Source organism: Lysobacter sp. Root604 (assembly GCF_001427505.1).
Classification (GTDB): Bacteria; Pseudomonadota; Gammaproteobacteria; order Xanthomonadales; family Xanthomonadaceae; genus Lysobacter.
The window spans coordinates 208,884-221,406 of sequence record NZ_LMGS01000013.1; the positions used below are offsets into that span (position 1 = coordinate 208,884).

The window sequence follows — 12,523 nt, forward strand, 5'->3', positions numbered from 1 at the left end:
CGTGCGCTAGTGATGAGTTCAAGCTTCGGCCGCGGCGGCCCCGGAGGGCTGCTGGCCGACGGTGATGACGATGGTTTCCGCCGGCTTGGACGGATAGAAATAGACTTCGACGTTGAGCAAGCCCTGATCGACCTGGTCCGGCGGATTGTTCGAGGCGTCGCAGATGACGGTGAACACTTCCTCCGGCGAACCGGTGCCGAACGCGCCCTGCCGCCACAGCCCCAGCAGGAAGGGGTTCACCGCATTGAACTTGACGGCGTTCCACAGCGAGCTGCGGTTCGGTTCCTGGCGCACCCAGCGCAGGCCGTTCTTCAGGCTGCTCTTGACGAAGTTGAAGAGCAGGCGCACGCCGACGTACATCCAGCGCGGATCGGTGCTGAGCGTGCGCGAGGAATCGATCACGATGCCGGCGCGCGGGATCGCGCGGATGCCGTTGACGCTACCGTCCTTGACCAACTGGGTGTGCTCGGCGTCGGTGAGGCGATAGGTCACGTCCAGCACGCCGGCCAGGTTGGCCTCGTCGCCCGCCGGCGCCTTCCACACGCCGCGCGAGCGCTCGACGCGAGCGAACACGCCCAGCACATGCCCGACCGGCGGCAGGTTGCGACGCGGGTTGTCGCCCACGCCGGCCGGATCGGCGATGGTGATCCACGGCGCGTACAGGGCGCCGTAGGCCTTCTTGGCCTGGAAGGACTGGCCATAGGCGACCGCCTGGCCGGCCTCGGTGAAGCCTTCCGGCACCGCGCCCACGTACATGCAGTCGCCGCGGTTCTCGCAGTAGGCCAGGGCGGCGGCGACGATGCCCGGATCGGTGCGCTCGCAGGTCAGCAACTGCACGTCGTGCGGATCGAAGGCGAAGAAGCCGCTGCGCACCGAGGCGTCGCCGTTGAAATGCGCCGACGTCGGCGTGCCGTCGCGACCGGCCGCCAGCGGCGTCCAGGCCAGCACCGCGGGGCGATCAACGCCGACCGCGCTGGCGCTGAGCATGTCCTCGGCGACGATATAGCGCGAGCCGCGGATGGTGTCGTTGATGCGGGCCGGCGCGTAGTTGGGCGTGTCGGCCTCCATCGACAGGTCCGACCAGGTCTCGCGCACGTTCTCGGCCTCGGTGCCGCCTTCGGCCACGGTCACGGTGAAGCGCAGGTTGCGCACGCGGATGTTCTGCGCGGTCCAGCCGGCGATGCCGGCGATCGGCGGTCCCCAGGTGACCGCGCCGGTCAGCGGATTGCGTGACAGCAGCTTGACCATGGCGGTGTTGGCCGGCACGGTCGGGTCGAAGACCTCGATCGCGTCGCCGAGGTCGAAGTCCTCGGTGCGGCGCAGGGTCGCGCCGTTGGTAGCGACCGCGCTGGCCGTGCCAGGCACCGCCGCGGCGATCGCGAAGCCCAGGGTCGCGTTGGCGGCGATGACCTGGATCGAGGTCCAGCCGTCGCTCAGGCGCGCGACTTCGCCGGTCGAGGTCAGCACCAGGTTGCCGGGGCCGGTCAGGGACGCGACCACGCGGCTCTGGCGGCCGTTGATGGCGTCGCGGATCTGTTGCGGGGTGGCGTTGGCGGCGCCGCCCGGGAAGTCCGCGGGCAGGAAGGTGATCACGGTGTTGTCGGGCGAGCCGTCCACGCGCAGCGTCAGGCTGGGCAGGGTGCTCATGTCGACCGGCGCGACCATGGCCACCGTGCCGGTAATGGTGGCAGCCGCGGCTTCGCGCAGGCGTGTCGTGGTGGGCGTGGAGCGCGCCACCCGCACCTGCAGGCCGTTGCCCCAGCTGCCCGGGTCTTCGGTGCCGCGGAAGCCGGCCGAGATCCGCAGCGTGTCGGCGGGGCTGCCGTCGCGCAGCGCCAGCGTGCCCGGCGCATGGCCGGTGGCGGGGTCGTCGGAGACCACCCGATTGACGTAGGCGACCTGGCCGCCGTTGTCGAAGTAGCCCTTGACGAGATACGCGCCCAGGCCTCCCGGGAAATAGCCGCCGAAACGCTCGACGAAGCGAGCGTAGGAATCGACCATCACGGCCTGATTCGGCGTGCCGCGCCGGGTCAGGATGTTGAAGCCCGCGATGGAGGTGGGGGCGGCGGCCAGTACCGGCGCGCCCGTTCCGTCGACTTCCCGCACATTGATGCCGATGAAGCTCATGATTCTTTCTTCCTCTTGGGTGGTTGCGGGGGCCGCGCGGATCCATCGGCGGCACCCTGGCCGCGCCTGCGCGGAGTGATTGCGTTGCCGGCGGCCTCGGCGGCCTCCGGCGGCGTTGCGCTGCGTACCGCCAGCGCCTTGCGGTTGAGCAGATAGGTCAACTGCGGCGACGCCAGCGCGGCGGCGTCGAGCTCGAGGCTCTGCCCGGCCGCGAGTACGTGCACCGACGAGCCCAGATGCAGCTCGACCGGCTGCGAGCGCGTATTGATCAGGCGGACGCGTTCGCTCGCCTTGTCTTCAGCCATGGCCGGACTCCTTCCAATCGATGTGGTTGACCAGGCCCTGCACCGGCTGCACCGACGACGGCGCGTCGTGGTCCTGCCACGCGTACACGCGGCAATACAGCCGCTGACGCGGTGCGGGGTCGAGGTGGGGGTTGTATTCGTAGGCCGGCGGCGTCTGGGTCTCGATCGACCACGGATGCGCGGCCACGCGCAGCGCGCCGCGCGGGCCGATTTCGCGCAGCAGGAAATCCATCACCGCGCCCTGATCGGCGCGTTCGGCGGCGACGGCCTCGATCGCGTACGCCGCCTCGAACGCGTTCGGCGCGGGGCGCACGCGGTAGCCATCGGCGACGAAATCGCAGCGTTGCGCGCTGCCGACGCTGCGCTCGGCGAGATTGCGCACGTCCATCGGCACGATCGCGATGCAAGGGGTGGTCGCGGGCCACGGTCCGCCGGCGCTCACCAACTCGGCCGGCACCGGTATGCCGCCCAGGCTGGTGCGCTCGTGCAAACGCGCCAGCAAGGCCTGCTCCAGATCGGCGAGCATGCTCGGCCGCACCGCCAGCGCCTCGTCGATGGCGACGCTATAGCCCTGGCCGGCATCGATGCAGTGCAACTGCGCGACCGTGACCGCGCCGCGTACCGCGGCTGGCAAGTCGGCCAACGAAAAGCGCACCACGTCCCAGCCCGCGCCACCGCCGACCGGCACGCGCCGGTGCCAGGTGTTGCCGGGCGCGCCGATCGGCAGGGCGACGCTGCCCAGGCGCAGTTCCATATAGAAGCCGGGCGCGGAGCTGCGATCGCCGCGCAGGACCAGCCGCAGCTCGTCGTAGTCGTCCAGGTCCAGCGCCGCCAGCGGACGCCGCGCGATGTGGTCCAGCGAGGCCGCGCTGTAAGCCAGGGTCAGGCTGCGATGGTCGCCGCTGGGCGTGTCGCTGAGCAGGTCCTCGGCCACCGCGATCTGCGCCGACGGCGTCACGCCATCGCCTTGCAGGGTCTGCCAGCCGGCGAGTTGGGTGAAGGCGGCGAGCGTCAGCGACGGCACGAGCGACTCTCCTGCATCCTTGCGTGAGCGGACGTCATGTCAGCCGGCGCCTCGACAGTTCCTGCAGCACGCCGTCGAGCTCGTCGGCGCTGGCGGTGCAGCGGTAGCGGTCGCCGGTGCTGCTGGCGCTGAGCATCTCGACCAGGCCGCGTTCGCGCATCCAATCCAGCGCATCGAGCAAGGCGCGCCCGTCGACCACGGTCTGTTCGCGGAACCACCACATGGCGATTCCCTCCGCGGTATCGGAACTGTTCGGATTCACCCGCAGGTAGCGGGCGAGCGCTCTTACGATCGCTAGCATTTCGGGGTAGTCGTCCATGCGTCCCAGCCTTGGACTGAAGAGCGCAAGTCGCGTGCCAACACCGTCGGTACCGCAAACGATTGATTCCAAACGATTGCGGGTTGCGGCCTTGGCCGACATCGGTGCTGCTTTGTCCTGCGCCCGCGCCGCGCCGATGCGGCGAAAGCCTGCTGCGACGCGCTGTACGGGGTAGGGCGTTTTTGTCCTGGAAAGCGGACGAATCCGACCGGGTGCGGTGGCGCTGCGCTCGTGCGCGGTTGCCGCGCGAACGAATTCCACGCGAACGGCTCGCGCACGGACCGATTCGGCATGGTGCGGGCGCAGCGCTTCGCCGGCGCCAGGCGCCGTGGTGATCGAGGTGGAAGTCATCAGGAGGCGTCGTTGAAGCGGCGGGTGTCGATCTGGTGTTTGCGGACCAGCTCGAAGAACGCGCGTCGGTTCTTCTTGGCCGCGTGGGCGGCGTGGGTGAGGTTGCCGTGGTGCAGGGCCAGCAGGGTTTCGATGTACTGCCGCTCGAAGCGTTCGACCACACGCTTCTTGGCCGACTGGAAGGACTCGCCGGCCAGTTCGCCGCTGCCCGCGTCCGCGTCGGCGTCCAGATCAGGATCGATGTCGATGTCGTCGGCGCCTATGCTGTCGCCCGTGGCCAGCAGCACCGAGCGTTCGATCACGTGGCGCAGCTCGCGCACGTTGCCGGGCCAGTCGTGGGCCAACAGCTTCTGCAGCGCCTCGGCGGTGAGCCGGCGGCCGTCGCCGCCGCCGTGGGCCTGATCGAACTGGTGGACGAAGTGGCCGGCCAGCAGGGCGATGTCCTCGCGCCGCTCGCGCAGCGGCGGCAGCGCGATCGGCAGCACGTTGAGGCGGAAGTACAGGTCCTGGCGAAAACTGTTCTGGCGCGCTAGCACGCGCAGGTCGCGGTTGCTGGCCGCGATCACCCGCACATCGGAGCGCTGCACGGCGTTGCAGCCGACCGGGCGGTACTCCTGCTGTTGCAGGAAGCGCAGCAGCTTGCCCTGCGCAAGCAGGGGCAGGCAATCGATATCGTCCAGGAACATGGTGCCGCCCTCGGCCTCCTTGACCAGGCCGTGGCGGGAGCTGTGGGCGGTGGTGAACGCGCCTTTGACGTGGCCGAACAGCTCGCTCTCGATCAGCTCCACAGGCACCGCCGCGCAATTGACCGCGACCCAAGGTCCGGCCGAGCGCCGCGACAGATAGTGCAGCGCCTGCGCGCAGATCTCCTTGCCGGTCCCGGTCTCGCCGACTATCAACACGCTGGAATCGCTGCCGGCGATCACCGGCAGGCGCTCGGCGACCTTCGCGCACGCATCGCTGGCGTAGAGAAATCCGCGTATGTGGGGCGATCGTCCTAGCGCTGCGCCGTGCGGCATACATCACTCCTTCCTTGGTTCGCCGAATCTGTGCAGCTGGTCGCTGCCGGCCTGCCTGGCCGTCCGCCGTTCGGGGTACTGGAAAAAGAACGGCGATGGAACGCGCGACCGGACACGCGATTTTTTTCCAGTGCGCGGCCGGTGTCGCGCGACTCTTGCGTTCGCGCGCGGCATGCGCACGCGACGATGCAATGAGACTCGCGCTGCCTTGAGATGCGCGCGCTGCGCACCGCTAACCTGTTAGCGCGCCGGCCGCGAACGCCCGTCGTGGCTATCGCTGCGCGTCGTGCGGCGCCGTCGCGCGAGTCGCGGCGACGCGTGATCCATGCGCGATGGAATTGTCGCGGCGATCGGGCCTGTCGCGACGGAGTCATCCGAACCGCGCTGCGCTCGCCGCTCGGGTCGTACGGATATCCAAACCTTCGCGACGATCTAAAAACCGAAGGCGCGGCCCTGCGCGTCGCGTTGGCAACTTCGTCGCATGAGTGGGTGCGCGGGTGCGAAGAACATCGATGACCTGGGCGCGATGGACGGTCGCCGCCTGGACGCTACGCTCGCAGGTTAGGACGTTGCCTGCGCGGCGCAACGGGGTTGGCCGACAGCCGGGCCGCGCGCCGTGTTGGCCGCACAGTTGTTCGGCGGGCGGCGCCCGTGGCGGCGGATCGGCCTGCAAGGCCCGAACCTGCTCGGCGATCAGATTCCGGCCTTCGGCCGTGCCCGCCCAGGGGGCGGCCAGGTGCGGGGGTGCGCAACCGGGTCCGGGTTCTCCTGGACCCGCCGGCGCAGCTCGGTCTCCGGGGCTCGGCCACCGCGGGCGGCAAGGGCAGCACGCAGGCAGACGGGGGCGGCGGACGACCCAGGGCGCGGGGCGGGCAGGTGGGGCTGCGAAGGCGGCGCGGCGGGACGACCGGCGGAGGCCCCGGTGGGGTCCGGAGCGGGGCGCCAAGGGCCCGGTCGCTGCCGGCCGCCATCGCGCGAAGCCCGTCCCTGCTGGCTCTGAGCCATTTCGGCCGGTCGGCCGGGCCTACCCCTCGCCGCGGCATTTCCCGACACCGGACCGGGCGGCGGCCCGACGGTCCTGGGCCGGCGGTTATACTTCACTATCTATCGCCCGCTTTCGGCGACAACTTAAGGACCCGCATCCTCATGGCACGTGGCATCAATAAGGTCATCCTGGTCGGCAACCTCGGCAACGACCCCGAAACCAAGTACACCCAGGGCGGCATGGCCGTGACCACGCTCAGCCTGGCTACGACCAGCGTGCGCAAGGACAAGGACGGCAATACCCAGGAGCGCACCGAGTGGCACCGGGTCAAGCTGTTCGGCAAGCTCGGCGAGATCGCCGGCGAGTACCTGCGCAAGGGCCGCCAGGTCTACATCGAAGGCTCGATCCGCTACGACAAGTTCACCGGTCAGGACGGTGTCGAGAAGTACTTCACCGATATCGTCGCCGACGACATGCAGATGCTCGGCGGCCCGGGCGGCGAGGGCGGTGGCGGCGGTGGTGGCGGCGGTCGCGAATTCCGCGGCGGTGGCGGTGGCGGTGGCGAGCGTGCCGCGCGTCCTGCCGGCGGTGGTGGCGGCGGTGGCGGCTACGGTGGTGGCGGTCGCCAGGAATCTGCCCCGCGCCGCGATGCGCCCCCGGCCAAGTCCAACGACTTCGGCGACGACTTCGCCGACGACGACATCCCGTTCTAAGAAACACATCTCTGATTTTTAGAGAGATGGAACGAAGAAGCCCTCTATCCAAGAGGGCTTCTTCTTACTGGGCAGTTCAAAAACCGTGGCGGAGTCAATCGATCCGATCCGCGAGATCGTGAAGCCCTAAGTGACGCTTGAATGTTTTCGCTGGACAGTGATAGCCGAGTGTTGCGCGGGTCGATAGTTCAACCGTTTGGCGATGGCATCCAGTTGACGCTGGCTGTAGATGGACAGACCGGTCCCCTTCGGTACGTACTGCCGTAGCAAGCCATTGCTGTTCTCGCAGATCGCGGATGCTCCGTTGCCAGGGCTGTGCGGGGTCGACGAAGCAAATTGCCAGGCCGGTGCATTGTGGCAGGAGGCGATGTAACGCCATCTCCTTGCCTTGGTCGTAAGTCAGGGTTTGTCGGGCAGACTCAGGCAGCGGAACAGACACCTTGGCGAACCCCTCCAGCGCCGCCTGCGCCGAACAGCCCGCCATCCGAACCAAGCTCACATACAGCGTGGTGCGCTCGACGAGCACGCCGACCGCCGAGCGGTTGCGCCTGCCTTTGATGAAGTAGTCTTCCTAGTGGCCTGGGATCATACGTGCGTCCGTCTCCGCTGGGCGTACGTGGATGCTGGCTAGATCCGCCAGCTGGCCACGACGGTTCGCGCCCTGGCCGCGTGGACGGTGGGCGTATTTGCGCTGGCGCAGCAATTGCACCGGCTCGCGCCGCATGGCGCCTCGAGCCGTGGCGTCAATCGCGGTATAGATTGTTTCGCGCGTCACCCGCCACGCCGGCCGATCAGGGAACCGTCGGTGCAGTGTGCGACTGACCTGTTGCGGTGACCGGTCTTCGCTCAGCAGGTGAAGTACCCGCGATCACAAGGCTGACTCCCGGTGTAGCTTGCGCGGCCGGCGCGCCACGCGCCGCAAGCGCTGGGCACCTTGACCCGCGAGCGTGGCGTCGTACGGCAGCCGTTGCCTGCTGCGAGTCGGTCAGGTCGCCGTGAGAGCAAGAGTAAGCACCGTTCCGCCGAAGAAAAGTAAGTAGTTGCCAAAGGTTTCGCGCACAAGTATTCCAATGAGCTACTGTGTCGCTTGAGAGGACCTCTCACGTGATGGGCGTTCTTTAGGAAATTGATCCGTCGATAGGAGTCCGTCGAGCACTGCCGGTGGACGCATACGCCTCGGTACGGGCAGTCTCGCCAATTTCATGCGGCTGTATGCGTCCCTTTCGAGCGACTTCAACCTGCGGGGCTTCCCACGGCAACGACGGCAGCAACTTCCGGATGCTTTCCTGCAAGTTGGCGTCAGCTAGCGACTCGGATGGCACCGCGCCGAGACCTTCCGCGACACGCCACATCGTCCACATGGTGAGCTTGCGTTCGCCACGTTCGATTGAGGCGTAACGCCATGAACACCTATTTGGAAATGCACGCGAAAGTTGCCAAAGGACTTTTGCAGCGTTGCCTTTGGTGTCGTGCTTCCGAATTGACGACCCTCACAAATTTTGCGAAAGTCGAGGCGGGGTAGTTAAGCAAGTCGAACAAAGGGGTCAAACAGGGCTGCCTTAGCGCGCTGCGGGTGCTGCGGTGCTGCGGGTATTGCTTACGAGCCAGGTAAAAGGGGCGGCTGTCTCACGCCGCGTCTCGGAAGCAACGTATCCCAAATACGTGCGGTGCCTGATTCTTCGTGTGTTCGAGTGGTTGCGATAGGCGTCGCAGCCAGTGGTGCTTATTTTTCGTTGCTGATGCAAGGACAGGGAAATGTCATGCGGGGAGTCAATCGGCTTGCTCATCTGAGTCCGCATCAAAGCGACATTTACTTCGATCAGATTCGCCGTCCGCAAAGCCCCTGCTACAACGTAGGCGGCTATCTGAAGCTGGGTGCTGTCGATACGGCACGGCTTGCCAAGGCGCACAGCGACCTGGTGATGGAACATGACGCGTTCGGTCTACGGATTTTTTGTACCGACGACGATGTGGCGCAAGGTGTCGTGCACGAGCGCACGACAGTGCTGCAACAAGTGGATCTGTCGTCTGAGGCGCGCCCTTCGATGGCGGCGGAAGTCTGGATTCGCCAGCTTTTCGCCACGCCACTGGCGTTCGAGAACACGGAGATGTTCAAGGCGGCGCTCATACGATTGAGCGATTCCGAATATTGGTACGTGGGTATCGCCCACCATCTGGCGGTGGATGGCTGGGGCTTCGCCAACTGGGCGCAGGCGCTGGCGAAGTACTACAACGGCGAAGCGGCAGCGCAGGTGTCGAGCTGCGTGAGCGTTGCGGCCGAGCAGCATGCCTATCTGGGAACCGAAAGATACCTGCGCGATCGGGACTACTGGGCGCAGCAATGCGCAACGTTGCCGGAGCGTTTGCTTCAACCGTTTTACGCAGGCAGCGCCGGCGATGCGCCGACCCGCAGTTTCCGTGTCACGCAGCAGGTGTCGTCCGACACATTCGCATGCGTGGAGCAGCTCGCTTCGCAATTGGGGGTGGGGCCGCATGCGGTGCTGCTGGGAGCGCTCGGGGCCTGCCTTGGACTGACATACCGACAGCCGGACGTGCTGATTTCCGTCGCGGTGCACAACCGTCGCGGCGCCGCGCAGAAGCAGCTTATCGGCGCATTTTCGGGCGTCAGTCCGTTGCCGTTGAAACAGGTCGCCGGCTCGCGCTTTTCGGATCTGGTACGCCAGGTTGCGAGCAGTCAAAAGGCGCATTTTCGTCATCAGCGCTATCCGCACGGCGACTTGCTGCGCGATCTGGGCCGGACCGGTGGCCATGCCTTGCTGGGCGATGTCGGGTTCAGTTATCTCAAGGCCGACAGCGCGCTGGAAATCGAGGGCTGCGGACTCGAGCTGACTTATGTCAGTCATGAGAGCGAAAGAACGCCGTTGATGGTCACCGTATGGGACGTCCGTGCGAACGGCGACGTCGCGGTGCATTTCGATTGCAACGAGGCTTATTTCACCCGCGATGAGGCCGCGCTGCTCGCCCAGCGTTTTGCGAAAGCCCTGAAGCTGACGGTGCTCTCGCCCGATGCCGTGCTCGTTCCGGCGGATATGCTGCTGGATGGAGAGCGCGAACGCATCCTGGAGCAGTTCAATGCCACCGAGGCCGCCTATCCGCGCGACGCCCTGATCCACGAGTTGTTCGAGCAGCAGGCGACCGCGCAGCCGGATGCGGTGGCGGTGGTTTACGAAAACCACCGTCTGACGTACGGCGAGTTGAACGCGCGCGCGAACCAGCTGGCGCACGAACTGATCGCGCGCGGTGTGCGGCCGGATGATCGCGTGGCGATCTGCTGCGAACGCAGCTTCGACCTGGTGGTCGGCCTGCTGGGCATCCTCAAGGCCGGTGGCGCCTACGTGTCGCTGGACCCAGCCTATCCGGCCGAACGGCTGGCTTTCATCTTGAAGGACAGCGCGCCCAGGCTGCTGCTCTCGACCACGCACCTGGACGGGCATCTGCCCGCCGGCGACGTGCCCGTGCTATGGCTGGACCAGGCGCCAGCCACGCTGGCGAGCCATCCGGTCGACAACGTCGACGCACGGCGGCAGGGCCTGAGTTCGCGTCACCTGGCCTATGTGATCTACACCTCCGGTTCCACCGGCACGCCCAAGGGCGTGGCGATCGAACATGCCAACACGCTCAACCTGCTGGCCTGGGCGCAGGCCAGTTTCACGGCGGCCGAGCTGAGCCACACCCTGTTTGCCACGTCCACCAATTTCGACCTGGCGGTGTTCGAGTTGTTCGTGCCGCTGTCGTGCGGGGCCATGGTGAGCCTGCGCCCGGATGTGCTGGCGGTGACGGCACAGGACACGATGACGCTGATCAACACGGTGCCCTCCGGCATCGACGCGCTGCTGCGTTCTCAGTGCGTGCCGGATACGGTACGCACGATCAACCTCGCCGGCGAGGCTTTGAAGCCGGCGCTGGTGGCGCAGCTGTTTGCCGGCACGTCGGCCGAAGAGGTGGTGAACCTGTACGGTCCCAGCGAGACCACCACGTACTCGACCTGGGTGCGGATGGACCGCAGCCATGCGGGGCCGGTGCTGATTGGCCGACCGATCGCCAACACCCAGGTGTACATCCTGGATGCGCAGGGCGAGCCGGTGCCGGTGGGCGTGGCGGGCGAGCTCTACATCGGCGGCGATGGCGTGNATCGCCAACACCCAGGTGTACATCCTGGATGCGCAGGGCGAGCCGGTGCCGGTGGGCGTGGCGGGCGAGCTCTACATCGGCGGCGATGGCGTGGCACGGGGCTATCTGAATCAGCCGGCGTTGACGGCCGAACGTTTCGTGCGCGATCCGTTCAGTGCCGACCCGCAGGCGCGCATGTACAAGACCGGCGACCTCGGTCGCTGGCTGCCGGACGGCAACATCGAGTACCTGGGGCGCAACGATTTCCAGGTGAAGATCCGCGGCTTCCGCATCGAGCTGGGCGAGATTGAGGCCCGGCTGACGGCGTGTGCCGGCGTGCGCGAGGCGGTGCTGCTGGCGCGCGAGGATGAGCCGGGCGACAAACGCCTGGTGGCGTACCTGACGGCGGATACGGGCGCGGAGCTTTCGGTGGCCGAGCTTCGTACGCATCTATCGGCGCAGCTCCCCGATTACATGGTGCCCAGCGCCTTCGTGGTGCTCGACGCGTTCCCGCTGACGCCCAACGGCAAGCTGGATCGCAAGGCTTTGCCGGCAGCGGACGCAACGTCGCTGATGCGGCGCGAGTACGAGGCGCCGCAGGGCGAGATCGAGCAAGAGCTGGCCGAGGTCTGGCAGTCGCTGCTGAATATCGAGCAGGTGGGTCGCCACGATCACTTCTTCGAGCTCGGCGGGCATTCGCTGCTGGTRGTCGCGATGACCACGCGTCTGCGCGCGAAGGGCTTGCGCGGCGAGGTGCGCCACCTGTTTGCCGCGCCGGTATTGAGCGCCTACGCCGCCACCTTGCGGGAAGAGGCKGAGGCCGTACCGCCCAGCCTGYTGACGCCGGAGCTGCRGTCGATATCGCCGGAGCTGCTGCCGCTGGTCAGCCTGACGCAGGCCGAAATCGACTGCGTTGTCGCAACCGTGCCCGGTGGCGTCGCCAACGTCCAGGACATCTAYCCGCTGCTGCCGTCCCAGCAAGGCATCCTGTTTCATCACATGCTGGAYGGCGAGGGCGACACCTACCTGTTGCGGGCGCTGCTGGCGTTCGATCGCCGCGAGGAACTCGATGATTTCCTGCGCGCGCTGAACGTGGTGGTGGCGCGTCACGACATCCTGCGTACCGCCGTGGTGTGGGAAGGACTGTCGACGCCGGTGCAGGTGGTCTATCGACAGGCGCGCGTGCCCGTGCACGAACTGRCCTTGCCGGGTGTRGGCGACGCCCTGGAAGAACTTGCCGGGCTCTCTGATCCGCGCAGCTTGCGGCTGGATCTCACCCGTGCGCCYTTGCTGGCGGCCTACGTCGCCGAAGACCGCGCGGGCGGTTGGATGCTGTCGATGTTGCAGCATCACCTGGTCTGCGATCACGTGACGCTGGCCCTGGCGCTTGCCGAGATCGATGCGATACGCRGTGGAARCGGTGCRGATCTGGCCGATGAGGTGCCGATGCGCCAGCTGGTGGCGCAGGCGCTGCGCGTGCCTGCGGCAGCGCACGAGGCCTATTTCCGCCAGGAACTGGCGCACATCGACGAGCCCACGGCGCCGTTCA

General features: G+C 67.0%; 9 protein-coding genes. 3 read left to right on the forward strand and 6 right to left on the reverse strand.

What is annotated here, in order from left to right:
- Positions 1-18 precede the first annotated feature (18 nt).
- From ASD69_RS20640 to ASD69_RS20660, 5 genes are read right to left on the reverse strand one after another with little or no spacing between them, the layout of a single operon-like run.
- Positions 19-2,127, reverse strand: coding sequence for a phage tail sheath subtilisin-like domain-containing protein (locus ASD69_RS20640; RefSeq protein WP_056183157.1), 2,109 nt, complete (start codon positions 2,125-2,127; stop codon positions 19-21).
- Complete coding sequence (locus ASD69_RS20645; protein ID WP_056183159.1) at positions 2,124-2,432, reverse strand: hypothetical protein; 309 nt, start codon at positions 2,430-2,432, stop codon at positions 2,124-2,126. Before ASD69_RS20645 ends, ASD69_RS20640 begins: the two co-directional genes overlap by 4 nt.
- Positions 2,425-3,456: a hypothetical protein gene (locus ASD69_RS20650; RefSeq protein WP_056183161.1), complete on the reverse strand. Its 1,032-nt coding sequence runs from the start codon at positions 3,454-3,456 to the stop codon at positions 2,425-2,427. Before ASD69_RS20650 ends, ASD69_RS20645 begins: the two co-directional genes overlap by 8 nt.
- Before the next feature lie 34 nt (positions 3,457-3,490).
- The gene (locus ASD69_RS22155) at positions 3,491-4,126 is read right to left on the reverse strand and encodes a hypothetical protein (RefSeq protein WP_157499381.1); all 636 of its coding nucleotides are present in this window, start codon (positions 4,124-4,126) and stop codon (positions 3,491-3,493) included.
- Positions 4,126-5,145, reverse strand: a complete 1,020-nt coding sequence (locus ASD69_RS20660; protein ID WP_056183168.1) for a sigma-54 dependent transcriptional regulator — start codon at positions 5,143-5,145, stop codon at positions 4,126-4,128. Before ASD69_RS20660 ends, ASD69_RS22155 begins: the two co-directional genes overlap by 1 nt.
- A 1,146-nt stretch (positions 5,146-6,291) precedes the next feature.
- Between ASD69_RS20660 and ssb the strand changes: the two genes are divergently transcribed.
- Entirely contained in the window at positions 6,292-6,843 is a 552-nt protein-coding gene (gene ssb / locus ASD69_RS20665; RefSeq protein WP_056183169.1) for a single-stranded DNA-binding protein, read from the forward strand.
- Positions 6,844-6,937: 94 nt separating this feature from the next.
- Here the strand turns inward: ssb and ASD69_RS22160 are convergent, their stop codons facing one another.
- A complete protein-coding gene (locus ASD69_RS22160; protein WP_157499383.1) occupies positions 6,938-7,369 on the reverse strand; it encodes a hypothetical protein in 432 nt (143 codons plus the stop codon).
- Positions 7,370-8,603: 1,234 nt separating this feature from the next.
- On the opposite strand from ASD69_RS22160, the gene ASD69_RS20670 reads away from it, so the two are divergent.
- On the forward strand, positions 8,604-10,994 hold a 2,391-nt coding region (locus ASD69_RS20670), incomplete at its 3' end, for an AMP-binding protein (protein ID WP_235567281.1).
- A 58-nt stretch (positions 10,995-11,052) separates the two neighbouring features.
- Positions 11,053-12,523: condensation domain-containing protein (locus ASD69_RS21575; RefSeq protein WP_343123766.1), on the forward strand; the 1,471-nt coding region annotated here is incomplete at its 3' end.